This is a genomic window from Pacificibacter marinus (assembly GCF_018860665.1).
GTDB lineage: Bacteria > Pseudomonadota > Alphaproteobacteria > Rhodobacterales > Rhodobacteraceae > Celeribacter > Celeribacter marinus_A.
The window spans coordinates 1-26,022 of the sequence record NZ_JAHKPK010000053.1; the positions used below are offsets into that span (position 1 = coordinate 1).

The 26,022-nt window shown below is 57.2% G+C and carries 20 protein-coding genes and 1 pseudogene; 14 read left to right on the plus strand and 7 right to left on the minus strand.

Going from position 1 to position 26,022, the window contains the following annotated elements:
• Positions 1-520: 520 nt before the first annotated feature.
• A complete protein-coding gene (locus KO497_RS13645; RefSeq protein ID WP_215944515.1) occupies positions 521-1,486 on the minus strand; it encodes a bile acid:sodium symporter family protein in 966 nt (321 codons plus the stop codon).
• Positions 1,487-1,827: 341 nt separating this feature from the next.
• Positions 1,828-2,793 carry a GntR family transcriptional regulator gene (locus KO497_RS13650; protein WP_215944516.1) on the minus strand — a complete coding sequence of 322 codons (966 nt, stop codon included), beginning with the start codon at positions 2,791-2,793 and terminating at the stop codon, positions 1,828-1,830.
• 233 nt (positions 2,794-3,026) lie between these two features.
• Here KO497_RS13650 and KO497_RS13655 point away from each other — a divergent pair, with 233 nt between their 5' ends.
• The 3 genes from KO497_RS13655 to KO497_RS13665 all read left to right on the plus strand — a co-directional run bounded on the left by KO497_RS13655 (position 3,027) and on the right by KO497_RS13665 (position 5,761).
• Positions 3,027-4,079: an Ldh family oxidoreductase gene (locus KO497_RS13655; RefSeq protein ID WP_215944517.1), complete on the plus strand. Its 1,053-nt coding sequence runs from the start codon at positions 3,027-3,029 to the stop codon at positions 4,077-4,079.
• Between the two features lie 104 nt (positions 4,080-4,183).
• The gene (locus KO497_RS13660; RefSeq protein ID WP_215944518.1) at positions 4,184-5,236 is read left to right on the plus strand and encodes a Gfo/Idh/MocA family protein; all 1,053 of its coding nucleotides are present in this window, start codon (positions 4,184-4,186) and stop codon (positions 5,234-5,236) included.
• 252 nt (positions 5,237-5,488) lie between these two features.
• Positions 5,489-5,761 (plus strand): lyase family protein, encoded by a 273-nt coding sequence (locus KO497_RS13665; protein ID WP_215944519.1) that lies wholly within the window; start codon positions 5,489-5,491, stop codon positions 5,759-5,761.
• Positions 5,762-5,866: 105 nt separating this feature from the next.
• On the opposite strand, the gene KO497_RS13670 is transcribed toward KO497_RS13665, so the two are convergent.
• Complete coding sequence (locus tag KO497_RS13670) at positions 5,867-6,625, minus strand: IclR family transcriptional regulator domain-containing protein (RefSeq protein ID WP_215944552.1); 759 nt, start codon at positions 6,623-6,625, stop codon at positions 5,867-5,869.
• A 104-nt stretch (positions 6,626-6,729) separates the two neighbouring features.
• On the opposite strand from KO497_RS13670, the gene KO497_RS13675 reads away from it, so the two are divergent.
• The 4 genes and pseudogenes from KO497_RS13675 to KO497_RS13690 form a co-directional block, all read left to right on the plus strand.
• On the plus strand, positions 6,730-7,449 hold the full coding sequence (locus KO497_RS13675) for a 3-oxoacid CoA-transferase subunit A (RefSeq protein WP_215944520.1): 720 nt from the start codon (positions 6,730-6,732) through the stop codon (positions 7,447-7,449).
• 17 nt (positions 7,450-7,466) lie between these two features.
• Positions 7,467-8,141, plus strand: a complete 675-nt coding sequence (locus tag KO497_RS13680; protein WP_436799294.1) for a 3-oxoacid CoA-transferase subunit B — start codon at positions 7,467-7,469, stop codon at positions 8,139-8,141.
• Positions 8,141-9,340: a 3-oxoadipyl-CoA thiolase gene (gene pcaF, locus KO497_RS13685; protein WP_215944521.1), complete on the plus strand. Its 1,200-nt coding sequence runs from the start codon at positions 8,141-8,143 to the stop codon at positions 9,338-9,340. The genes KO497_RS13680 and pcaF overlap by 1 nt, the downstream gene beginning before the upstream one ends.
• Positions 9,341-10,042: 702 nt before the next feature.
• A pseudogene (locus KO497_RS13690) lies at positions 10,043-10,843 on the plus strand (helix-turn-helix domain-containing protein); the annotation flags it as partial.
• Here the strand turns inward: KO497_RS13690 and KO497_RS13695 are convergent.
• On the minus strand, positions 10,829-11,539 hold the full coding sequence (locus KO497_RS13695) for a winged helix-turn-helix transcriptional regulator (protein WP_215944522.1): 711 nt from the start codon (positions 11,537-11,539) through the stop codon (positions 10,829-10,831). The pseudogene KO497_RS13690 and the gene KO497_RS13695 overlap by 15 nt on opposite strands.
• 177 nt (positions 11,540-11,716) lie before the next feature.
• Between KO497_RS13695 and KO497_RS19495 the strand changes: the two genes are divergently transcribed.
• From KO497_RS19495 to KO497_RS13730, 7 genes are all read left to right on the plus strand, one after another.
• A complete protein-coding gene (locus KO497_RS19495) occupies positions 11,717-11,896 on the plus strand; it encodes a DUF1127 domain-containing protein (protein WP_215944523.1) in 180 nt (59 codons plus the stop codon).
• Positions 11,865-12,872: a class I SAM-dependent methyltransferase gene (locus tag KO497_RS13705; protein WP_215944524.1), complete on the plus strand. Its 1,008-nt coding sequence runs from the start codon at positions 11,865-11,867 to the stop codon at positions 12,870-12,872. The genes KO497_RS19495 and KO497_RS13705 overlap by 32 nt, the downstream gene beginning before the upstream one ends.
• Before the next feature lie 233 nt (positions 12,873-13,105).
• Positions 13,106-13,669 carry an OsmC family protein gene (locus KO497_RS13710; protein WP_215944525.1) on the plus strand — a complete coding sequence of 188 codons (564 nt, stop codon included), beginning with the start codon at positions 13,106-13,108 and terminating at the stop codon, positions 13,667-13,669.
• Positions 13,670-13,906: 237 nt separating this feature from the next.
• The gene (locus tag KO497_RS13715; protein WP_215944526.1) at positions 13,907-15,142 is read left to right on the plus strand and encodes an NAD(P)-binding domain-containing protein; all 1,236 of its coding nucleotides are present in this window, start codon (positions 13,907-13,909) and stop codon (positions 15,140-15,142) included.
• A gap of 17 nt (positions 15,143-15,159) precedes the next feature.
• Positions 15,160-15,753 (plus strand): OsmC family protein, encoded by a 594-nt coding sequence (locus KO497_RS13720; protein ID WP_215944527.1) that lies wholly within the window; start codon positions 15,160-15,162, stop codon positions 15,751-15,753.
• Entirely contained in the window at positions 15,750-16,259 is a 510-nt protein-coding gene (locus KO497_RS13725) for a GFA family protein (protein WP_215944528.1), read from the plus strand. Before KO497_RS13720 ends, KO497_RS13725 begins: the two co-directional genes overlap by 4 nt.
• Positions 16,260-16,315: 56 nt before the next feature.
• Positions 16,316-17,395 (plus strand): NAD(P)H-dependent flavin oxidoreductase, encoded by a 1,080-nt coding sequence (locus KO497_RS13730; protein WP_215944529.1) that lies wholly within the window; start codon positions 16,316-16,318, stop codon positions 17,393-17,395.
• Here the strand turns inward: KO497_RS13730 and KO497_RS13735 are convergent.
• From KO497_RS13735 to KO497_RS13745, 3 genes are all read right to left on the minus strand, one after another.
• Positions 17,380-17,712, minus strand: coding sequence for a hypothetical protein (locus KO497_RS13735; protein ID WP_215944530.1), 333 nt, complete (start codon positions 17,710-17,712; stop codon positions 17,380-17,382). The genes KO497_RS13730 and KO497_RS13735 overlap by 16 nt on opposite strands.
• Positions 17,713-18,089: 377 nt before the next feature.
• The gene (pbpC, locus tag KO497_RS13740) at positions 18,090-20,153 is read right to left on the minus strand and encodes a penicillin-binding protein 1C (RefSeq protein WP_215944531.1); all 2,064 of its coding nucleotides are present in this window, start codon (positions 20,151-20,153) and stop codon (positions 18,090-18,092) included.
• A complete protein-coding gene (locus KO497_RS13745) occupies positions 20,150-25,627 on the minus strand; it encodes an alpha-2-macroglobulin family protein (protein ID WP_215944532.1) in 5,478 nt (1,825 codons plus the stop codon). Before KO497_RS13745 ends, pbpC begins: the two co-directional genes overlap by 4 nt.
• Positions 25,628-26,022: the final 395 nt, after the last annotated feature.

Below are 26,022 nucleotides of genomic sequence, written 5' to 3' on the forward strand. Positions count from 1 at the left end.
CACCTCCTTCCCTTGGCGGCAAACCACCTGCCGTGGTCTATTGGCAGAGAATTGAAACGACCAAACCCGATCAGCAGGTGCAAAGAGTAGCTTAATTTACGCCAGATCCTGTCAGACAAATGGGGAGTGGTTCAGTGTCATATGAGACCCCACCAAGAGTTTAGATTTGGCTTGGGGAAACCTCTGGCTACGCCCGTTCGGCGGCTTTCCCCTATGATGCAAAAGCATTACATGCAACTGCATGTTGGAGGATCTTGTTAATCCTGAGCAAAAAAGTCACACTTTTGGGGCGTATGCCGGCCCTTGGTACATTTCCTGTGAATATCCCCGAATTGGGATGGAGGACGAACTAATGACGAACTAAAAACGTGTTGTTAAGGCATACTTAAAGTACGCTGGCATGCGGAAAAAAAACGAAAGTATCCGTAAAGCCTGTCGATATCACAGGGCAGGCAGGTCCAGCTGCAATATGATACGTAAGTGATAAAGAGGCGTGTTACGGTGAATGTATGAGCTGCGCTCACCGTGGTTGAAATATCGTTTTTTGCGAGACGAATGCACATAGGATGAGCTGCGACATATGGTAGATCATCAACGGCAAAACGATAGCGCCCAAGACATCTGGGGCAAACAAAGCCGTTGCGATGGGTAGGCCGGTTGCCAAGCTTTTGGTCGATCCACAGTAGAATAAAACGGCCTTGTCAGGCGGTGATAAGTTTGCGAGCCGCCCAGCTGCGAGCATCGCGGCCATCGAGAGGGCTAGGAATAACCAAATGACGCCGAACAGCCATGCCAATGTCTGAGTGGGCATGGAAGACCAAAGGCCTGACAGTGTGCTTGCGCTGAAGGCGGAATAGACAATTAATATGATTGACCCACGATCAACCACTGTCGTTAAGATTTTGTGTTTTTTAACAAAGCTGCTCAGCCAAGGTCGCATGAGCTGGCCTATCGCAAAAGGCAGTAGGATTTGTAGCCCGATCTTGACCACGGCATCAAAGCTGACGCTGCCATCGCCTTTGTGCAGCATGAGTGCCACTAGGGCGGGGGTCAATAGGACGCCGATGAGGTTCGAAACGGAGGCTGCACATATTGCGGCGGGAACATTGCCGCCGGAAATTGCCGTGAACGCGATGGAGGATTGAACCGTTGAGGGCAATACGGCGAGAAAGAGCAAACCCAAAGTGACCGTTGTCCCTAAAAGCGGCTCAAAGACGAGGGACAGAACCATCCCGATGATGGGGAACATCAAATAAGTTGCGCCGAATGTTAGCCCTTGGAGTTGCCAGTTCAGCAGCCCTGCTTTTACAGACGCAGGGTCTAGCTTGATGCCGTACAAAAAGAACAAGAGCGAGACAGCCCCAAAAGTCACCTGTCCCAAAATATCGGCGAAGATGCCTTGGGCTGGCAAAATAACGCCCAAGGCTACCGTTCCCAAAAGCAACAACATATAGGCATCAATGCCAAAACGTTTGAAATAGCCCATCTGATCTCACTTTCGGTGTCGCTTTTGTCATGGCTTTAAGCAAAAGATATACGCTTTGAAAGCCCGCAAACGGTTCCTTGCCACGAAGGACCGATCCTGCGGTATGTGTATGTGTCCGTACAACCAATAATCTTGTGTTTGATGAATACAGTTTTTCGGGAGAGGCGAAGGGCGATCGTCATGTCCAAGGCGCGGAACGCCAGATCCCGCTTCATGCGGCTGCCGATCATTGCAGGGAGGGGGCATCCGAGGCTGCTTTTATAGTTTGGTTATGGCGCTATTTGCTGCGAAGCGGCCAATCTGTTCGCTCGAGCAGCAGCAGAAATTGGTGACACCGTGGATTAAACGGGCAGGCCAATGGGTTCAAGATAGGTTGGGGGCGTGTCATGAAAGCTATCTTGTAATCTGGCGATCCGCGTTGTGGTCCGATCACTTGAGCTGAGCAAGTGTTGGCGCAGCCCGTCGCAGGCGTCGGCGACTGCGCCACTATGCAGCGCCGTCAGCACAATCAGATGCTCGTCTAAAAATGGTTCAACCGGATAAATGTCGTTCGTATGTTGGTAAAAGAATTTATGCGCCAACAGGAGTGACTGCGCTTCGGTCATGGACTTGCGCAGTGCTGAATTTTTGCAGCGATTCAAGAGCGTCACATGCAGGTCCGCTTCGAGTTGGTCAAGTTTTTGCCAGTCGACATCGGTGTTCAGGGCATTTTGTAAATCCGCGATCATGCGCTCAAGCAGCTGTGTGGGCAGGCGGTTGCTTAGGTCCTTGAGGGCTGCAGGTTCAAGTAACGCGCGCAATTCGTAAAGCTCGCGCACACGTGTTTCGCTAAGCTTTGGCGCAATCCATCCTTTTCCTTCGTTCACCACCAATCCGCGTGCCTGTAGGCGCGCAAGTACTTCGCGCGCGACTGTGCGGCTGACATCAAAGTGACGTGCGATCCCCATTTCGATCAAACGCCATGTCCCAAAGGCGATGCGCTGCGTTAATGCATCTTCGATCTCGCCATAAATGCGTTGCCACGTCGGAATCGTTTGCGTTGTGAAAGGAGCACTGGGGGGCGTTGCCTGCGCGTTAGCGCGCCACAGCGCATCGACTGCCACAAGAAACCCTCGTGCTGGCGCTGTCGCATGGGTCACGAGGCCTAGGGCCTCCAGTTCAGTCAAAGCTTGGCGTGCAGGTGCGCGTGATACGCCGAAGCGGGTCGCTATCCTGTTTTCCATCAAACGATCACCAGGCGCAAGAATCCCCTCGGCGACTTCTGATACAAGTGCGTGCAGGATACGGGTGTAAAGCGGCTCATTCACGCTAAGGGCTCTCAAAATTTCTCGTCTCGGACATTGTTCAACTTGTTGATCTTGGTAGCATGGTGAAGGTGCTTGCGTATAGAGGGTTGCGTATTGTCGAAAATAATGTATATCGTATACATAGTACATATTTGGGAGAAAATGGCAATGATCGTACCGACCCGCAAGTCCCCAAGGCATATCTTTCAGCCAAAGGGCGCAGCCTTTGCTGCGCAGGGTCGAGGTCAATGCAGATGACCGTCCAACGCGCTGACATTGAGGCGCTGTCGGAGTTTTGTCAGGCAATCTTGCGTGCGGCCGGCGCAGACGCATCGAGCGCCACCGCCGCTACACGCGCAATGCTTCACGCCAGCAGTCTGGGTGTTGACAGTCACGGCGTTCGGCTTTTGCCGCATTACGATATGGTATTTCGTGGCGGGCGGTTGAACACCGAGCCACAAATGAAATTTGAGCGCAAGCGCGCCGGAACTGGCATCCTTAATGCGGATAATGCACATGGGGCGCTTGCCGCCTACACAGCTGCGGATCATGCCTGTGATTTGGCGCGTGAGGCGGGGATCGGCGCGGTTGGAATTAGCCGCACATCGCATTTTGGGCCTGCGGGGGCATATGCACTGGCTATGGCTCATGCGGGTATGATTGGCATTGCTGTGTGCCACTCTGACAGTTTTGTACGTCTACATGATGGCGCGGAACGGTTTCACGGAACGAATCCCATTGCAGCATCTGTGCCTACGGGCAAGGGTAACCCTTGGCTTTTAGATATGGCGACAAGCGCTGTGCCTTACAATCGTGTGCAACTTTATAAATCACTTGGTCGCGATCTGCCTGATGGCACCGCATCCGATTTGAACGGCATTGATACCCGTGACGCGAACGTCGTTGAAATGTTGGCCCCGCTGGGCGGTGAGTTCGGCTTCAAAGGGGCGGGATTGGCCGGGCTCGTAGAAATTCTGTCCGGAATCCTGACAGGCATGAAAATAAGCCCTGAAATTCTGCCGATGGGCGGGCCGGATATTTCTACACCGCGTGATATGGGAGCCCTCGTCATCTGTATCGACCCAGATGGATTTGTCGGTCGCGGGTTGCTATTGGCCGGTATGGATCGATATCTGTCCGCGTTGCGCGGGAGTTCGCCGCGAGAGGGGTTGCAAGTGATGGCGCCCGGAGATCGTGAGTGGGCGGAAGCCGCAAGCCGCCGCAAGGCCGGTGTCCCCCTTGATCCTGAAACCGTGACCGCATTTGCCCGATTGGCCGAATGTGCGGGGATCGCTGTGCCATTTTAAGCATCCCCTCAGTTCGGCCAAGATATCGCAGTGGGCAGCCCAAGCCTAAACCCATAGATGTAAATCAAGCACAGCTTTTTGAAACGATCCAGAAGGAATGAAAAATGGCAAAGACCATTGATCAACAGCGCGTCGGTGTGGCTCTTATCGGAGCTGGTATGATTGCAAAAACCCATGTGGCCGCCTTGTCGGATGCACGAAATGAAATTGCTCTGAAAACGATCGTTTCGCGTCGGCCGGATAAGGCACGCTACCTCGCTGACTTTTATCAAGGTGAATCGCCTGAATTCACATCAGATTTGGCTGCTGTTGCCGCTGATCCCGACATTCCAGTGGCCATCGTCGCAACGCCGCCAAGTGTGCGTAAAGACATTATTGAACAATTGGCGCAAGCGGGGACACATATTCTTCTTGAAAAACCCGTCGGACGAAATCCTGAAGAGGCGCTTGAGGTCGTCGAGATTTGTGAACGCGCAGGCGTAACCCTGGGTGTTTTGTTCCAGCATCGCATGCGGGCTCCGTCGATTGCGGCTGCCGCCCATGTCAAAAGCGGTGCATTAGGCAAGTTGGGTCTGGTGGAAATCGATGTGCCTCTATGGCGCGATCAATCCTATTATGATGAGCTTGGGCGGGGCAGTTATGCCCGCGATGGCGGCGGCGTCATGATCACCAACGCGATCCATTCTATTGACCTGGCACTCAGCTTGACCGGCCCAGTCTCAAGCGTACAGGCGATGACAGCCACCACGATGCTGCACGACATGGAAGCGGAGGATTTCGCAATCGCAGGGCTGCGGTTTTCTTGTGGCGCAGTCGGTTCTTTTATTGCCAGTACCGCAATGTACCCTCACAGAACGGAAATCATTCGCCTGCACTTTGAAAACGCCAGCCTCAAACTCGACAAGGATGCTCTTGAAATCTCTTGGCGAAACGGCCCCACAAATATCGAAGCAAAGGACAGTGAGCCGCGAAAGGTCAACCCCTTACTGGGTGGAAAACATGAATGGCATCAATCTGTTATCGAGAATTTCGTCGACGCAGTTCGTCACGGAAAAAAGCCAATGGTTACCGGTCGCGAAGCATTGAATGCGCATCAACTTATCACGGCGATTGAAACATCATCGCGAACGGGCAGCCCAGTTGATTTGGCCGTTTAGTGCTTTTGAGGACCGACGATAAATCAAGTGGAGGAAAGCACGAAATCGGCGTCGTCTATTATGGCGCCGATAGCCTGCTTGCAAAATGAGCTGGTATTGAATGTTTTGTTCGAACGGCGGTTCTGTTCGTATAATGAGGTCGTAGAGCCGCTGGAGTTGCGCGTGCCGCGAATGACCAAAAGGCGGATTGCAGTCGTATCATGAGGGCAACGCATTTACCCCTCTTCAAAAACCACCGCTCATGCCACAACGATGGCGGCGCACCTTGGGCTTTATGCGCCGGAAATGTCTTGGGATTCGGATCGAACACGTATCGCGATCTACGCGGCGTGGCTATCCCAAGTGACTGGCGCGATTGGAAAAATTGGTAAGGACGTGGTTCTGCTGTCGCAACAGGGCGTCGATGCAATAGGCGTCGAAAACGGCGGAAGCAGCAGCGCCATGCCGCACAAACAGAAGCCCGTCTTGGGCGAACTGTACATGTGCACCGCGCTGTTCAAAGCGAGCGCGAACGCTCAGGTATGAGTTGGGCACTCGAATGTATGACCGTACCCCCCCATGATGACGACGACCGCGCGTGCGCTTGACTGCGCGGTGATGTTGCTTGAGACGGTCGAGTGGATTGGTGATTTATAGCACACGCTTGAGGCCGTCTTGGACGTTTAGAAGTTTCCCGAGATAGAGATCAATGATGTCCTCTGGGGCCGCTTGTGTTGCTGCCATGCCAGTGTTGATTGCCGCGACAACTCGTCCATGTCCGTCGATCAAGGGCACCGCAATGGACCTCAAACCGATTTCGATTTCCTGATCTATGATGGCATACCCATTGCTACGTGCGGCATCAATGTGGGCCATGATATCGGCGGGGTTGGTCAGAGAAAATCGTGTGCGTGGCGCAAGATCAAGAGATTCTATCAGGCTTTCGGCCTCATCTCGGGGCAGGGCGGCCAATAGAACCCGACCCATTGACGTGCATGCTGCAGGCAGACGAGACCCGGGCATAAGTCCGATCGACATCACCCGTTTTTGCGCCGCACGCGCGATATAGACGATCTCGCCCTCATCCAAAAGCGCGACTGAGCAGCTCTGGCCGATCTGCTCGGAGAGTTGTTCTAGCCATGGCTGAACAATTTGGGACAAGGGGAGGGAGGAAAGTGCCGCGACGCCCAACCGAAGCACCCGCGGTGTGAGCGTGAAAAATTTGCCGTCGTAATCGGCGTAGCCTTCTCGGTGCAACGTCAACAGCACCCGACGTGCCGTAGCGCGATCAAGTCCACTTTGGTTGGCGGCTTCTGTGATCGATAGGCGTGGCGTATCGGTTCCAAACGCCTCGATGACACGCAGTCCCTTGGCCAGTGAGGCGATGAAATCAGTGGATTTGTTCAGCATGCGCACAAAGGTATCCGACAATTGAACAAATATCAATATGTGAACAAATCAAGTGACGAACGATTGGGGGACGCTTTAATTTGCTCACAACGTAGGAGATACCCATGACGAAAATAGCAGATACATTGCGAGATGCTGTCGCCGACATCCCCGATGGCGCACAAATCATGATTGGCGGTTTTGGCGGCTCGGGCGCGCCGATCGAATTGATCCATGCCTTGATTGATCGGTATCGCGCAACGGGCAGCCCCGCAAATGTGACGGTGATCAACAATAACGCCGGAAATGGGGCCACCGGGATTGCGGCGATGATCAAGGCTGGCATGGTCACCAAGATGATCTGTTCTTTCCCGCGCTCGTCCAATGCCGAGGCGTTCAATACCAAATATCTTGCGGGTGAGATCGATCTTGAACTGGTCCCACAAGGCACCTTGGCTGAACGCATTCGGGCCGCAGGCGCCGGCATTCCAGCATTCTACACGCCCACGTCCTTTGGTACAGATCTGGCCAAAGGCAAGCATACCGCAGAATTCGACGGAAAAATGTATGTGCGTGAACGCTGGCTCAAAGCGGACTTTGCATTGCTCAAAGCACATAAAGGTGATCACGTCGGGAACCTGACCTATCGTTTAGCTGGGCGTAATTTCAACCCGCTGATGGCGATGGCTGCCGATCATTCAATCGCGCAAGTCACTGATTTGGGGCCGCCTGGCTCCATTCATCCAGAACATGTGATCACACCGGGCATTTTCATCGACACTATGGTCGAGGTGCCCAATCCGAAACAAGAAGAAGAACTCGTGCGCGAAGGGGTGGTGTACTAATGGCTGATTTCAACGTGATGGAAGACAAGCTTACCAATGCCCAAATCGCATGGCGCGCGGCGCAAGATCTGGCGGATGGTTCCTATGTGAACCTTGGGATTGGCTTTCCCGAAATGATTGCAAAATTTCAACCCGAGGGCCGTGAGGTCACCTATCATACTGAAAACGGTGTGCTTGGATTTGGCAAAGCCCCCGCTGAGGGTGAGGAGGACTGGGATCTAATCAACGCGGGCAAACGGGCGATTACACTTAATGCCGGTGCATCGTTTTTTCACCATGCCGATAGTTTCTCGATGGTGCGTGGCGGACATTTGGACCTTGCCGTTCTGGGCGCTTATCAGGTCGGTCAAAATGGTGACTTGGCCAATTGGAGTGTCGGAGCCAAAGGCGTGCCTGCCGTTGGGGGGGCAATGGATTTGGTGCATGGCGCGAAAAACGTTGCAGTGGTCACCGATCACGTGACCAAAAAGGGCGCGCCAAAATTGCTTGAGGCCTGTACCCTTCCGCTCACTGGGATTGCCTGTGTAACACGGGTTTATACCTCGCTTGCCGTTATCGACATTCGTGACGGCCAGTTTGTTTTATGTGAAAAGTTACCGCAAATTTCTATGGATCAACTTCAATCTGTCACGGGGGCCAGACTTCATGTGGATGGCGTTGTTGACGATCTGATTGTGCCGGAGACTCTGTGATGATCGACGTTTTTATCTGTGATTATATCCGTACCCCGATTGGCCGCTATGGCGGTGGATTGTCCGCTGTGCGCGCCGACGATCTGGGTGCCGTTCCTTTGCGGGCGCTGGCAGAGCGCAATCCTGATTTGGATCTTTCCGCGATTGATGAAGTCATCTTTGGTTGCGCAAACCAAGCCGGCGAAGACAACCGTAATGTCGCGCGCATGTCGCTCTTGCTTGCTGGTTATCCTGACACGGTTCCTGCCACCACAATGAACCGCCTGTGCGGCTCGGGCATGGACGCGATCATCACGGCCGCGCGGGCGATTAAATCGGGTGAAGTGGACCTTGTCATCGCTGGCGGCACTGAAAGCATGTCGCGTGCGCCCTTCGTGATTCCCAAGGCCACAGGTGCCTTTTCGCGAGCAAATGAAATCCATGACACCACCATCGGCTGGCGTTTCGTGAATAAATTGATGAAGGCGCAATACGGTGTCGACTCTATGCCTGAGACCGCTGAAAATGTGGCCGAAGATTTCGATATCAGCCGCGAAGATCAGGACCTCTTTGCCCTTCGAAGCCAACAAGCCACAAAGGTCGCTATGGACAACGGTCGTCTTGCTCAAGAGATTACACCCGTGACCATTCCCCAACGCAAGGGAGCCCACGTTGTTGTGGCGGCTGATGAACATCCCCGTGCTTCAACCACCCTTGAGGATCTGCAAAAGCTGCGTGCTTTTGTGAAAGAAGGTGGAACGATTACTGCGGGCAACGCGTCTGGAGTTAATGATGGCGCCGCTGCGGTCATTTTGGCGACACGTGCTGCGGCGGAAAAGCATGGTCTTACACCCATTGTCAAGATCCTTGGCGGAGCAACGGCCGGTGTGGCGCCGCGCATCATGGGGTTTGGCCCTGCGCCAGCTTCGCGCAAACTGATGGGGCGTCTGGGTCTTGGCACCGACGATTTTGCGGTGATTGAATTGAACGAAGCTTTTGCATCTCAAAGTCTCGCCACCCTGCGTGATCTGGGCATCGCCGATGATGACCCGCGGGTCAACAAAAATGGTGGCGCGATTGCGCTTGGTCACCCTTTGGGCATGTCTGGTGTTCGAATTACCGGAACTGCAATGCTTGATTTGAAACCCGGCGAAAAAAGCCTGTCCACCATGTGTATCGGCGTCGGGCAAGGCATCGCGATTGCTTTGGAAAGAGTGTGATCACTCACACGCTATACTGTTAGTTTGAATGCGGACAGGCTGAAATGCTCAGTGTATGGAGGCACCGACTCGTTGGCTCAGAGTTTCCTATACACTCGCGTTTTTCGTCTGCATCGTTTTGCGCCAATACCCTGTTTAAAAGGCCCCGTTTTAAATGACACATCTGAGCACCGGTAAGTGTCGTCGGCTGCGCTTTACCACATTCAACACTAATTCACCTGGATCGTCTTTTCGTGTCTAGGCTGAGCAACACCAGCTCAGCCAGCGCGTCTTTAAGATGGATTGAAAGCTTGCCGCTAGGCTCAGATGTTTTGAGTGCGTTTCTAGCGATCAACCCCAACAAGGTGTCCTTGGCATCCAGCATATCGTTCGGCTGGAAAACTGCACCCCTTTGTCGTGTGTGTATTCTATCGTCGTTGTTGGATGCCTCTTCGCACGCTGTCCATTTTTTTATCAAACCCCTTCAGATTTTAGGACGCAATGCGTCTCGTGCGAGGGAGTGCATTACATTGACGATGCCGAAACTATGAACTAACCGCAGCCTATGTTGCTGTATCAGAGACCATTCGTCTTTTCCATTTTGTCGAGGTGAACCAGTGCTTGGCCCTACGCGACCTGCTAATTCTAGTCATATCGTGTAAATATGTACGGACTCTCGGGACACTTCCTGTAAATTACCCAATTTTGGGTGGGGAAGTTTTTATGACGAACGAAGAACGTGACATTCAACGCAAGCTGAGAGTGCTCCAGCATGCTGAGAAGATCGGCAATGTACGCAAAGCATGCCGGTATTTTGGAATTGGGAGATTCAGCTTTTATAGATGGCGGGATGCCTATCAAAAGCATGGGGAGGCTGGCTTGAAGAATGCCAAATCAATTCCGAAGAACCCGGCCAATCAAACATCTGCTGAAATTGTCGAGAAGGTTCTGTATCTGCGCCGCAAGTATCACTTGGGGCCCATAAGGATCGTCTGGTATTTGGCACGTTACCACGGCATCAAAATCTCAGATGCCGGGGTCTACCGTATCCTCAGACGCAACGGTCTTAACCGGTTGCCCAGAGGCACACGAATGCGCAAGCTGCATACCAAGCGATATCAGAAGCAGGTTCCAGGTCACCACATCCAAGTAGACGTCAAGCTCTTGACCTTCAAAGGAAAATGCGGCGAAAAGGTCCGCCGGTTCCAATGCACCGCGATCGACGATGCAACCAGAGTTCGCGCCCTGAAAATCTACGAAAAACATACCCAAGCCAATGCCATCGACTTCATTGACCACATCATCGAAAAGTCACCGTTTCGCATTCGCGAAGTGCGCACGGATAATGGCCACGAGTTTCAGGCCAAGTTCCATTGGCATGTCGAAGATCTCGGGAACAGGCACGCCTACATCAAACGCGGCACACCGCAATTGAACGGCAAAGTCGAGCGATTCCACCGTTCCGATCAACAAGAGTTCTATCAACTTTTCAGCTACAAAGGTCGACAGTCACAAAGCGCCAAGACTCGGGCTTTCGCCGTGCACGACATCGCGGGGCGAATTGGCGAACACGCCCGGTCTTAGCCAAGACGTTACGGTGCGGGTCAGGCTTGGATCTCCATCCATTAACAGATCGCCGTTCTTGATGGCATCGCGGTAGGTCCGGTCGCCCATCCAAATGTCCGACAGGGTCTGGACCGTGCAATTGAAATAGACGTCGATATCCTTGCCCGGGTCCTTGATGCAAACCTCTGACTTTTCCGGGCTGACGACCAACCACCAGTCACGTTGCTCCTCCAAATCCGAGAAGCGAAACTTGATGATTGTTTCCTGCCCCTTGATCTTTTCGCGGTCGATGCTGCGCTCAAGGTAGAGCATTAGGAACTCGACATCGAAATCCTGGTCCAGGATCGTGTTCTTGGCCCAGATGATCCCCCATTCGCCAAGTGCAAACAGAACCGGCAACAGCGATTCACATGCCTCGGTCGGAAAATATTCGTACCCTCTCTGACCGGGGATGCGCCGACGGATCACCATGTTCTGCTCTTCGAGTTGCTTCAGCCGCTTGGTCAGAAGGGCCGGAGAAATATCTCCTAGCCCGCGTTGCAGCGTGCTGAACCGTCGCCCACCCATCAAGAGTTCGCGCAGGATCAGAATGGTCCAGCGTTCGCCAAGGATCTCGGCGGCTTTCGCGATCGGACAGAACTGGTTGTAATTCATAAGCACTCCACCTCGTCACCTTGGCTATGATGAACTTCACATATTGTAGCAGATTCCTTCGTTTTTTGTAGCGGGTTACTTCTTGCGGTGAAGTATTTCGCCCGCCCTGGTTCCTCTATTCCTTTGGTCATCGGCGATCGGACACCCCGTCGCCAGGAAAAACCGAAGAGAAAAGCAATGTTTATCAAAGCAATATCAGGGTTTCGGCAGGACTGTTCGGTCAAGCGAACCAAGCCCCAGGACCTTCTCGAAACCCGCCGTCAGAGGTTGACCCTCTCCTATCTCACGCCGCGCCAGCTGTCCGACATCGCCATCAGCCCAGCGGATGCAGAATACAAAGTCGCCGGATCTTTCTGAGAAAAATCCGCCATCCGGCGCGGCTGAAACCACACCAAATTCGCTGATTCCCAAGGCGACCTTTACCGGAGAAACAAAAATGACTGTTCAAAACGAATTCACCACCCATGATGCCGAAATCCTGCCGACGTCGCCGCTCGTCGAATTCTGGAACGACACGCTGGCCCCCAAATTCGTCAAGTATCGCCACGTGCTCGAAGGCGGGTTGTCGCGCCACAGCGAAACAGTGATGCCGTTGCTCGAAATCGCGCGGGGCGACCACGTTTTGGATGTCGGATGCGGCTTTGGCGACACCGCCATTGCGATGGCCAACCGCGTTGGGCCAGAAGGGAGAGTGGTAGGCGTCGATTGCTGTGATGCCTTTCTTGATATCGCCTGCAACCGGCCGGAACGCAGGTTCGCGCCCAATGTCCGATTCGAGTCCGGCGATGCCGAGCGGGGTTTGGGCGTTGCCCAGTACGACTTTGTCTTTTCGCGCTTTGGCACGATGTTCTTCTCAAACCCGGTGGCCGGATTGCGCAGTATGCGCAACGCTCTCAAGCCCGGTGGTCGCATGGCGCATATCGTCTGGCGCGGGCGCAAGGACAATCCCTGGCTGATCGCGGCCGGCGACATCGTGCGCCGCTATCTGCCCGCACCGGGTGCCGATGCACGTACCTGTGGCCCCGGCCCGTTCTCGATGGCGGATGAAGACACGACACGCGCCCAAATGGTAGCAGCTGGTTTCACCGACATCGCCTTCCAGCGCATCGACGCCAAGGTGCAGGTCGGACGCGACATCGATGACGCTGTGAACTTCCAACTCGCGGTTGGTCCGGCAGGGGAAACCTACCGCGAGGCCGGTGCCGAAGGTGTCGCCCGCCGCGCCGAGATCATGCTCGCCCTGTCGGAGCTTTTTGAAGGCGTCCAAGCGCGCGAGGGCGGCCTGTGGATGGACAGTTCATCCTGGCTGATCACCGCCCGCGCGCCGCGCTGACCCGCAACAAGAAAGAGACCGCTATGTCTTTCACCCCAATTCCGCCGCTTTCGGCGCGAACTCGCCGGCACGTCTGACGTGCCCGGTAACGGGATGCATCAACCGCCCGACACGCGCCGGCGCCTGCACCCGATCCACCCGCTGTTTCCCCGCTGGGGCCAGCAACGACCCATAGGATCGCTTACCCGCGATACCGAAAATTCAGACTCAACCAACAATCCAAAGGACCAAAAATGACCTACGTATCCACAACCACCGCCAACAACGGCGTCAACACCGAAGCCCTCATCGGCGCGCGTGGCGCGTTTGCCGAAACCCCTGTCGCAGCACAGTTCACCTTCAAAAGCACCTGCGACTGGATTGAAGGCACCTACAACCGAAATACGATCAACGGCTATTTCGGTCTCGGCCAGGAGCATGAGCGCAAGCGCACGTTCTCGATCGAATCCGATCATCCGGAAGTCTTTGCCGCGGCAGACCGCGCTCCGACCCCGACCGAGATCGTGCTGTCGGCACTCGCCAGTTGCCTGACCGGCGGCGTAGCCGCGGTTGCCCAGCATCGCGGCATCCAGCTGCACTCGGTGCGCGCCACCGTCGAGGGCGACATTGATGTCCAAGGCATCCTTGGCATGGATCCCGAAATCCGCAACGGCTTCTCGGCGGTCCGCGTGTCTTTCGAGATCGACGCCGACGCAAGCGACGAAGACATCCGCGCGCTGGTTGCCCAGTCGCAGAAACGCTCTGCTCTGTTCGACATCCTGACCAACCCGACGAACGTCGCCGTCACCGTATCGTAACAGTCACCTTGTCATCGGCCGTGCCTGCGGTGCGGCCGATGGCCAGCCAACCCTCTACCGAAACGAACACCAATGAGTATCGACCCCAAGCCACTGCGCGGCGTGGCCCTCTTTGACCTCGGCCACTACCAGCCGCACCCAAAAACTTCGGCGCAACGCTCATCCGCGGCACCCCGCAAGCAGTGCTAATCCCAACGTTTTGCGGAAACGCCGGACGTCCAGACAAGGAACAACCCCATGAAAAGCATTTCTACGATCATCATCGGTGCCGGTCAGGCGGGTCTGGCGATGAGCTATTGCCTGCAACAACGCGGAGTGCCGCATGTGGTTCTCGAACGCGGAAAAGTCGCCAATTCCTGGGCGAGCGAACGCTGGGACAGCCTGCGTTTGCTGACCCCTAACTGGCAAAGCAGGCTACCCGGCTGCGCCTATTCCGGATCCAACCCGGACGGCTTCATGGACATGGCTGGCGTCGTCCGCTTCCTTGGCGGATACGCGGCCGCAATCGCTGCCCCGGTTGAGGAGCAAACCACCGTCACTTCGGTTTCCCGCCTGGGTGACGGATACCGGGTGATGACTGACAAGGGCATCTGGGCCTGCCGCAATCTGGTTCTGGCGAGCGGTGCCTGCAACCGCGCGCATGTCCCCGCCTGCGCCGCAGCGCTTCCCGAACATATCACCCAGCTGAGCCCATTGGACTATCGCAACCCGTCCCAACTGCGCGCTGGCGGTGTTCTTATAGTCGGCGCTTCCGCTACGGGTGTCCAGCTTGCGTCCGAAATCCGGGCCGCCGGACACCCGGTGACTCTCGCCGCAGGTCAGCACATCCGCATGCCGCGGCATTACCGCGGTCGCGACATCCAATGGTGGATGGACCGGTCCAGACTGCTTGCGACCACGACCGGCGAGATCGACGATCTGGCCCGCGCCCGCGCCGTGCCGTCGCTGCAACTCGTCGGCGATCGCGATGCTCAGTTCCTCGACCTCAACGCGCTCCAGCGAGCGGGCGTCGAGGTGGTCGGCCGCCTTGCGGACATACGTGACGGTGAGGCGCTGTTCTCCGGCGGTTTGGCCAATGCATCAACGCTGTCCGATCTGAAAATGAACCGGGCCTTGGCGGCGTTCGACATCTGGGCGGACCAGGCGGGAACCGACGGCCTGGCACCGCCCGAACGGTTCCCCGCGACCGAGGTCCCCGCAAGCCCGACGCTCCGGCTCGACCTCGCGAGACGGCAGATCTCGACCGTCATCTGGGCAACCGGATTCCGGCCGGACTTCAGCTGGCTTCACCTGCCCGTGTTCGACCGCAAGGGGCGGCTTGGCCATAGCGACGGCCGTGTTGCGCCGGGCCTCTACGTACTGGGCCTTCCATTCCTGCGTACCCGCAAGTCATCGCTGATCGATGGCGTCGGCGCCGATGCCGCCGCGCTTGCCGATCACCTCGTCCAATCCACCGGCCGCCAAGCGGCATGAACCGAAAGAACAACAACATGACCCAACATTTTACCACTTCCCCTCAGAACACGGATCGCGACGCGCATATCCGTGACGCACAGAATGCGGTGATCGCGCGCATGAAATCGGACCCGAGCAAGGCACGCAGCACGGTAAAAACCAACGGTCACATCAGCGAAGGCCTGGCCTGCCATGTCACGCAGGGCCGTTTCGAAATGATGCTCGATATGGGCCGCGCGATGGGCGGCGAATGCGCCGGCCTTTCACCGGGGTTCCACGGCCGCGCCGCCATTGCCGCCTGCGTCGCGATGGCCGTCAAGATGCTCGCCGCTCGGGAGTCTGTCCGTTTCGAGGCTGTCGATGTCTCTGTCGAAATGGATTTTGACGATGCCGCGCTGTTCGGCCTCGGCTCAGGTCATGCCGCGCCGCTGGATACCCGCATTGCCATCGACGTCACGACCGATGCCGCTGACAGCACGGTGCGAGGCATCGTAGATCAGGCGCTGGCATGGGACATCTGGTATCTCGCGCTGCGCGACCCGCAACAGGTTTCAACCCGACTGTCTGTCCATGAACCCGGCCGTGTGCCGGGCGGACGGCGCGCCCAGCATGGAAAGAAACACCAATGACCAATAATGACCCCACCTTTTGCGAAGGCGGATGCGCCTGTGGCGCGGTGCGCTACCGCGTGACGTCCAAACCAATGATTGTGCACGCCTGCCACTGCCACAATTGTCAGAGGCAAACCGGCAGCGCCCACGCCATCAACGCGCTCATCGAAACCGATCGCGTCATTCTTCTGTCTGGCGAGATCGAGAAATTACTGGTCGACACACCCAGCGGTCGTGGACAGCGCATCGCGCGCTGCGCGTCATGCAAGGTCGCGCTGTGGAGCAACTACTTGATCAACAACCAGGGCGAACACCACCTTTTCTTGCGGGTGGGCACGCTAGATGATCCGTCTCTTATGCCGCCCGATGTTCACATTCACACCGCTACCAAGCTTCCGTGGTACATCATCCCGGATGAAACGCCCGCAGTCGAAGTGTTTTACGACCAGAAGACAACCTGGTCGCAGGACAGTCTACAAAGGCTGAAAACACTCTGTGAAAAGACGGGTGCACCCTACAAGTGACACCGCTGATCTCCCTGTAACCGCCGATCCGGCACCTGACAGAAAAGGAGCTGCCCATGTGGCCCGACACCCGTCTTCGCGACCTGTTCTCCATCGACCACCCTATCATCCAGGCGCCAATGGCCGGTGCCAGTGGTCTTGACATGGCACTTGCCGTCAGCGCGGCAGGCGGGCTCGGATCCCTGGCCTGCGCGGCGCTGGATACAGACCGCCTACACGGCGTTCTGGCGACCGCGCGAGAGAAAACCGCCAAATCACTGAACGTGAACTTCTTCGCCCACGCCGCGCCGAAGGAATATCCCGCGCGCGACGCTGCCTGGCTTGGAAAGCTGTCGGCCTATTACGCAGCGCTCGGGCTCGACGCCCCGGATGCTCTGTCCGTCGGCCCCCTCCGACCGTTTGACGCGGCGCGCTGCGCGGTCATCGAGGCCTTCGCGCCAGCCGTGGTCAGCTTTCACTTCGGCCTGCCCGAACCCGCGCTTGTTGCTCGGGTCAAAGCCGCAGGCTGCAAGATTATCTCTTCGGCCACAACGCTGGACGAGGCGCGATGGCTGGCTGCGCATGGGTGCGACGCGATCATCGCCCAAGGCTTTGAGGCCGGAGGCCACCGCGGCATGTTCCTGACCGACAACCTCGGCAGTCAGACCGGAACACTGGCGCTGGTGCCGCAGATGGCCGATGCTGTCGATCTGCCGATCATCGCTGCGGGAGGGGTCGCAGATGCGCGCGGCATCGTCGCCGCCTTCGCGCTGGGGGCGAGTGCGGTCCAGATCGGAACGGCGTACCTGTTCACCGAAGAGGCGACCATCAGCCCGCTCTACCGGCAGGCGTTAGCCGATGCCGCCAATGGCGAAACCGCAGTCTGCAATGTGATTTCCGGGCGACCGACTCGCGTGCTCGCCAATCGGATGGCACGCGAACTCGGCCCGATCTCTCAGAACGCACCCGCTTTTCCCAAGGGGTTCTCTGCAACAGGTCCGCTACGCGCCGCGGCCGAGCGCATTGGGAACCGGGATTTCAGCGCTCACTACTGCGGTCAAGCCGCCGCGCTCGGGCGCGAGACGACGGCATACTCCTTGACCCACGACCTGGCTCACTGCGCTCTGGAACGCTTTACCCCTCACGAAGCCCAGTAGGCACGGACGTTTCCCATGTCGCTGTCGACTGTCAGCAACAGAACGTCGTGAGTGCCTTGAGCGCCAAGATCATGAACATCTCCTTCTTCCCAAGTCTGGGAGGTTAACGGAAATGTCTCGCGGTCAACGGCATATCTACAGCAATCATCCGTCTGCACCAATTCGCCGTTCGAGAATATTTCGACTTTCAAAGACGGGGGCAAATGCATCTGCCGAGTCATGCCCTTTAGCCCAAGGTCGACGACGAGGATATGCTGCGCATCATTTTGCACTCGGGAAAGAACTGGCCATGTCGTCGGGCCATCGGGATTGATCACGACCGCGTCTGCGCCCAGTTCGAAAACGAGATTGTATTCCCGCAATGGGCTCTGACAAATCAGTGAGAGCAAAAGTGGACGACTTTTCCACCGCCCGCACCAACACAATACAGGCGCAACCGTGGCCTAATTTGCAACCGCCCTATAAATATCAGTTTGATGAATTGGGGCGGGCTGTTGCTCTTTGGGCTGTTCTTTCTCAGAAACTACGTGGCGCGGTAAATCCGAGCGACAGCCATAAGGTGAGCTTAAGTCCATGGGAAACCGTAATACATGGCAGGAAGCAAACGAGATCGCGCCTTGAGCGCATAAGAGAGGTCGTAGTAAGTGCCTTTCGGAACACTTACGGCGTTACTGTAGCCTATCTTTTTGCGGGATCACGGCGTGGGTGTGACGCCAATTTCCACGCGGTCTGATCGGCCCGTAGCGTCGACCACCGAGATGGTCGCAAAACCAGTCGCAAGCGGCGGTAATGTGACTTCGCGCCTGCGAGCGCCGATGATCACGGGGTGCCCGTCCAATAACACAGTAAAAGGCGGCGCGCCGTCACGTAGTCGCAAAGTGAGCGGTGCGCTGTCGAGGAGAAGCGTGGCTCCATCTGGCGGGAAGGTCAGCTTTGGCGCGTCTGCGTGAGGTGCAAAGGTTGCGCCACGCGGGCGGAACCGTTTTAGCGGCGCGGGCAGCGCGGCGTTTTCAACCAAGAGAACATCGGATGGGGGCGGGGGCAGCGGCGTGCTTTGCGGGGCGATCCGTTGGAACACGTCGAACAACAACGGGGCGGCGACATCAGCACCAAAGGCGCCAGGAATGGGGGTGCCATCAGGGCGCCCAAGCCAGACGCCGACTGTATAGCGCCCGTCAAACCCTAAGGCCCATGTATCGCGGTGGCCATAGGACGTCCCCGTTTTGTAGGCGATTTTGCCCAAGGGTTGTCCCGCAGGTGGCATCAATCCCGCGAGGATATGCCCGACTTGCCAAGCGCTTGCAGCACGCACCACTTCGCGGCCCTCGCGAGGGGTGTTCTCGGCCAGATAGTGAAGCGGTATCGGTATGCCGCCCCGTGCTAAGGTCGTGTAAACCTGTGTCAGTCCTTCGAGGGTCATCCCCAAACCGCCAAGCGCCACGGCCAGTCCGGGGGCTTCGTTATTGGGCAGTGCGGTTTGTGCCCCGCTTTGGCGGAGGGCTGCGATCAGGCGGGCGGGACCAAGGGCTTCTGTAAGTGCTACGGCAGGAATGTTGAGCGAGAGTTGCAGGGCTTCGGAAACACGCAACTCACCGCGATACTGGCCATCGAAATTCTGTGGGGCATAGTTGCCAAAGGCGGTCGGGCGGTCGTCGATCAGGGTTTCGGGATGGGCCAACCCGTCATCGAAAGCCAAGGCATAGATCAGCGGTTTGAGCGTCGAACCAGGCGAGCGCAGCGCGCGTGTCATATCGACAAACCCGCCGGGCCGATCCCATCCACCGGAACCGACCGTGGCCAGCACTATGCCTGTCTGATGGTCGGCCACCATAATCGCCACGGAGCTTTGCGGATCGCGGCCTGCGAGCGCCTGCTGTGCCAGAGGTTCCAATGCGGCTTGCAGGGGAGCGTTGATCGTTGTGCGCAGGACTGGCGTATCGGGGGCGTCATGGTGGAGACGTGCCGTCAGATGAGGAGCCAGTGCAGGGAAGGCGTGGCGGTTGCGGGGTAGGGGTTCACGTAGTGCCGCATCGGCATCGTCTTGCGTGATAATCCCTGAACGGACAAACCGCGCAAGGGCGGCGGCGCGTGCGGCTTTTGCGGCCTCAGGGTGACGGTCGGGGCGGCGGCTTTCGGGCGATTGTGGTAGCACGATCAGAAGCGCGGCCTGCGCAGGGGTTAGTCGTTCTGGCTCCTTGTCAAACCATATGCGAGCGGCGGCCCGCACCCCCTCGATATTGCCGCCGTAGGGGGCAAGCGTCAGATAGAGTGAGAGAATATCGGCCTTGCTCAACTGCGCCTCAAGCGCCAAGGCCACACGGATTTGCCGCAGCTTTCCGCGCCATGATCCCGTCCCGCTGTCTTCCAGAAGTCGAGCGACCTGCATGGTCAGGGTCGAGCCGCCCGAGATAATTTCACCGTGTCGCACCGCCTGGGCGGTGGCTCGCAGCATAGCCAATGGATCAACGCCGTAGTGGGAATAGAACCGCTTGTCTTCATAGGCGATGAGCATCTCGATCAGGTGAGGGTCGACCCGTTCGGGATCTGCCGCCAAACGCCAACGCCCGTCCTCTACGGTGAAGGCCCGCAGCAAGCGGCCATCGGCATCCAGCACCTCGGCGGAGGTCGCGGGGGTGAGGGAGGGCAGTTGAGTGTCCGCCACCCACGTCCGCGCGAAACCGACCAATCCCACGAAGCCCGCCACCAGTAAAACCGCGACGGTTAAAGTGCCAATACGCGCCGCGCGGGACTGCCTCATGGCGTGACGATAAAGCGACCCGAAGCGGTATTCGCGTTATACTGAGGGCGATACATATCCGTGACCGAGGCCGCGGGATGATGGTAGTCGCCTGGCGTAATCGCGCGCACCACATAGGCCAATCTGATTGGTTGCCCGTCCTGTCGGCTAACCTGTGCAAGGAAGCGGTCGCTGCGGAACTCGGCATGTTCCGCATAGGAGGTTTTGAGCCACGGCATCATGGTCATGTCACCCGAAGAGATCAGATGCGGATTGTCGATTTCCAACCCCGCAGGCAGCGGATCGTCGATCATCAACCGCCCGCTGAGGTCATCCGATGGGGTCACATCGAGCACGACAACAAGCCGCGTGCCCTGTTCCACAGGCCCCTCGATGGCAGTGCCCTCGGGCGTGAAATAGCGTCGCGTCATAGTGTAGCCGTAGCCATCCGCCTCCACCGAACCGATTGGAACGCCGAAGGTGGTCAGGGTGATGTCGGCGTCCTCCGCGCTCGTATTGCGAACCTCAAGCGGTGACAAGTCAGCCCCGTCCACGACACGTTGCACAAATCCACCCGACATTGATGCGCCATTGACGGTCAGCCCGTCCGTGCGCGGATCGTCGATCAGGCTATGCGCGGCGAGAAGTCCCCATGCCATTTCCTGTGTCGAGCGGGGTCCATCATGGCGCGAAATCATCCGCGTCAGGGCCTCACGGTCCACCGCGTTGCTTCCTGCTTCGGTCGCAAGGCTCAGGATTGCGGCGGCATCGCGTAGGGTGCTGCCGTAATCGTCGCGCCAAACCCCGCGTTCGCTGTCTTTGGCGAGGCGCATAATGTTGCGGTTGGCGAGGGTGAAGAGACGATCCGCTCTTAGCTGATCTCCGTAGAAAGCCAGTGCCGCGCCGAGTTGGGCTTGTGCCAGTGGCGTTGCGAAATCCTCTGCCTTTTCATCGGCATAATAGCGCAGATCACCGATCCGTGCCGCGCCTTCACGCGCCAGAACCATCAAGCCATAGGCCAAGGCTACGCCGCCACCATTTCGATCCACCTCGAAATCCGAGGCATAGGAAATCTCATTGCGCAGATTGTCCATTGCCGTGCGGAAAGCATTGTCAGGCACATCGACGCCTTGCAGTTTTGCGCGTGACAGGAAGTCACTCACATAGGAATCAAGCCAGAAATCACCACCTTCAGGTTGCCACAGGCCAAAGGCCCCGCTGCTGTTTTGTCGTGTCAGGATACGTTTCACGGCCTGTTCGAGACGGTCGTCAACATCCTGCGTTTGGGTCATCCCGATCGCATCTGCCACTTCGTCAAAATACAATAGCGGTATAGCGCGACTGGTGAGCTGCTCGGTGCAGCCGTAGGGGTAGCGGTCAAGGTCGCGCATCAATGCCGGAACATTGAGTTGCGCCAATGATCCCGCGCTGATCAGTGCCGATCCCGTGCCTTCGCGCAGGCCCGTGAACACGTCGCGGGTGAGCGAGAAGGTATCCCCTGCGGCCAATTCAAAGCGGCGGGTTTGCGAGACCTGCGGATCATTGACCCGCACGGGTACATGCAATGTTTTGGTCAGCGCCTTGCCCGCGGGCGTGGTGAGTGTGACCGTCATCTCGTAATCACCAGAGATGCGCGCCGACACAGGTACCCGTAGCGCGGTTTTGCCTTTCTCGGTGAGTGAGATTGTCGCGGGGATATCTGTGCCCAGATCAAGGCCAGCAGCCTCAATTGTCAGAGGCATGTCTCCCGCAGGCCCTTCGGTATGAACAAACTCCAGTAGCATTTGCGTGGTGTCGTCGGGCGCAAGGAAACGTGGCAGGCTTGCCGTCACCACGACAGGATCACGCACGATCACATCGCGTTCGGCCTCGCCGACGGCTTCGTCGCTCCACGCCACGGCCATCAACCGCACCGTGCCGTTGAAGGACGGAATGTTAAAGGAGACTTGCGCCGTGCCATCCGCGCCTATTTCCACGGGGCCGCTGAAATAGGCAACCAGTTCTTCTGTTGGGGGTGGGGCTTGGCGCTGCAATCCGCCTGTGGCGTCGCCGCCCGAACGGATTTGTCCCATTGCGCCATTCATGCCGTCGATCAACCGCCCGTACACATCGCGGATTTCCACGCCGAGGCGGCGCTGGCCGAAGTAGTGTTGTGAAGGGGAGGGGGAGTCAAACCCTGTCAGGTTCAGCACTCCGAGATCCACGGCGGCCACGGTTACATAGGCGGGGCCCGTTGCACCCTCCACATTCACCGTCACGGGCAGTGGGCCGCGTGGGTCGATGACCTCATCAGTGTCCAGAGATACGGTAAGCGCGCGCTTGCCGGGCTCAATCTTGGCGTAGACCAAGCCGAGTGCGCGGGCGGGACCGACCTTTGCCCCTCCATCCATTGGGCGGATGGCCTGTACGGTGACATAGGCGCCCGTTCCCCAGTCTTCGGTCACGTCAACGGGAATAAGGTTCTCGCCCTTTTCCACGGCCACCGATTGGGTCGCAATCAGGTGGTTGGACATCACCGCGATGAACGCTGTGCCGTCATAACGTGAGACCAGTCGCAGTTTGGCCGTATCGCCCACGTCGTAGGTTTTGGCGTCGAGGGACATGTCCAATGTGTCTGGGCTGTCGGCTCCGGCAGGGACATACCACCCCGCCGAAAACGCGTAGGATGTGGCAACATATTCGCCATCGGTGCGTTCGACGACCATCTCGTATTCGCCCCAGTCGACCTGCGCTTCCAGTGCGATAGGGTCCGTATCTGTGGTGAGATCACCAGTGGCAATCGGTGTGCGTGTTGTGGTGACATCCCAATCCCAACGACCATCGGCCTGATACCACTGGTAGTGGCGTTCCAGACGGTTCAACGTCCAGTGTATATCCATCGGCGCGGGTGCTGCGTCCTGTGCAAGACCGACCACTTTGAACCGCGCGGTTTCGCCTTCTCCGACAAGCCCGTCAAATTCGGGACGCAAGCCGATGACGGGTGTGTCAAGGGCGAGCATACGGGTCATTTTTCGCTCAACAGGACGGCCCGAGCCTTCGGCAACACGTGCGACAATTGTGGCCTCGACCAGATGGCCGTTAGCTGTGAGGTCAGGCAATTCCAGCGGGACCGTCGCCTGTCCCTGTGCATCGGTCGTCACCCCGTTGCCAAAGCCGTGCATCACCGAGCTAAGCGGTTCATCATAGCGGCCGAAATGATATTTGGGCCATGCCTCAAGTCCTTTTGCCTGCGACAGGCGCACGGTGCCCTCGACCCCAAGTTCACTCGCAGGTGCGCCGAAGAGATAGTGCGCATCGACGGTCAACGGCGGAGTGTCGCCCGCGCGGATGGGGCCATCTGGGAGCGAGAGCGAGAAATCAATGCGTTCGGGCAAGAAACCCTCGACCAAGAGTGACGCGGATGTGAGCGCGGGCGCTTCCAGATCAGAACGTAATTCTAAACGCCACGTGCCACGGGCGACACTGGTGCCAAGCGGCAGGTCAAAGACATGCCCGCCCGCAACGTCCCCCGATGAGAGAACGCGTGAATATTCGACGCCATCAGGACGTGTCAGGATCGCGGTTAGCGGCAGGCCAGAGAGCGCCGCCGCGTTTGTATCGCGCAAAAGAACTGTTGCGTGGATGGTCTCGCCCGGACGGTAGGCGTCGCGGTCGGTCGCAAGGAAGGCATCAATCGGCGGGGCAGGGGGCATCCCTTCGACCCCACGGTCCGACAGGTCAAAAGCTGGATCGGTCAGCGAGAGAAACACCATATCCTCGGGCGCGTCCTTGGTTCCCGTCTGCGCCAGAAGCATTGCGGGCGCGGCGCTATCCGTGCCGTGTGTGAGCCCCGCCTCGAAGAGGGCATGCCCTTCGACATCTGTTTCGGTCGTGGCCAGAACACGGTTTGCCCGCGACAAGAGTTCGACCGTCACGCCGGCTTTTGGTTTCGCGTCATTCAGGCCGCGCACATAGACGTGTAGGCCGTCTGTGCCTAAGAAACTGGTTAGGCCAAGGTCGGAGACGACGAACCATTGCAGCGCGCTTTGAGAATAATCGCGATCATCATCAGGCACAGTGGCCGCAAGCGCATAGATGCCAGGGGCGAGATCTTTCATTGGTCCGTCAAACGGCAGGCGCGTAACCATCGTTTTGTTCAGCGTGTTTTGGACATCTGCTTCGCCCTGCCAGATCACGTTGGCGAAATTGTTGCGGAAGTCTTTTTCCCTGTAACCGGAGAGCGCTCGCCCGAAATGTTCCTCGCGGATTGCGGAAATCAGAGTGCGATCACTGATCTGGTATAGGCTCAGATCGAGATGGTCGAGATTGACGGTTTCCACGGGCAGGCCCGCCTCTGGCATCCGAGGCAGAACATAGGCACGACCCGGAAACTGGACAGAGGGTGATCGGTCACGGACATAGACTTCAAGTGGGACATCACGAGCGAGTTTCTCGCCATTTTCCTCAGGCAGACCCTTGCGGAAGGTAAAGGCATAGCGCGCGCCATGCGCCACTCCCTCGATGCAAAGCGAACGTCCCTCGGCGGTAACGGCAAACCCCGCATTGGTCGCTGTGTCGGGTAGGCTGACATAGTTGCTATAATCGACGCCCGCAGAGGCCAGAGACTCGCTAAATTCGACACAAACCCGTGACAGGGCAATGTCGCTGTCAACGTCACTGTCGATGATACGGAACCCGTAGAGACGTTCGGCACGGGCAAGTTGCTCGGCGGTGCTGCTATTTGGGGCAAGGCGTTGTGCCAAGCGCAGAGTGGAAATCTGCTCGCGGCCCCGATCATTCATTTCCAGAGCTTGACTGAGAAACACAAGTGCGGCGGCACGGCCCTGATCTGTGGTTTGGCGAAGATAGGCGTTGATGGCACTTGGCAGGATCGCATTGCGCGCCGTGCGGCGACTGTCCGCAGGGTGTTTGTTCTGGACCATGAGGTGATAGGCCTGTTGGGACAATCTCGCATAGTCGATCCACATGTCGGGCTCATCGGATAGCGCGAGTGCCACACCGAGCCAGTTGAACGCCGAAATTTTGTCGTCATAGAACAGTTTGCTCGCATAGGCTTCGCGCGCGTCGTTGAGCTTCCAGCTTCCTGCGTAGGTCTGAGCGCCAAGCATTTGTGTTTGACGGCGGGCCGCATCAAAATCTCCCGCACGCAACCAGTCCAATTCCCCCGCACGCAGTTTCGCAAGTTCGTGGCGGGCCTGCGGCACGCGGCGCAATTCGCCCGAAATCGCTCCGTCATAGACGGTTTGTTCCCCGACTGCCGATTTTAGAAAACAGGAAGCGCTGCGTCTATTGAACGTGAAGGCATTACACTGCGCATCATTCAGACAAGCCCGTTGGCAGGTATCCAAAGTGGTGTCGAAAATCGATTTTAAGTCAGCCCCGTAGAAATCCACATTGCGGGTATTGAGTAATTGTTGCTCAGGCAGTGGCGACTGCGCAAATCCGGCGGATGCGAAAGTGAGCAGAACAATGAGGGCGGCGAAAATACGGCGCATAGAGACTCTCCTGAAAACTGTCGATTTACGTTCTCATGTGGGCGACCTCCATGTCAACGCAGCGCCCGCGTCATTGCCCCGAACAACGTCGAGCATTCAGGTCTGGCAGGTGACCATTGAAGACGTGGTTTCTTATATAAAGACGTGTCAACGATTTATTTCGAGATGAAAACCGAATGCCAACGGTTGCTGTTTCACCGTGATGATGATCGTTTAACAATGATGGCGGGTACTATTTGATTATTAAACGATCAGTTTATGCGGCTTTAGCACCTTATATTCAGGCAGATGCTTGATCCGCCAAATTGGGCGACCCTCTACCCTTTGTTGAAAAGCTCTACCTATATTGCTGTTATAATCCAACTCATTCAGGTCTGGGTTGACTGTTCTTTTAG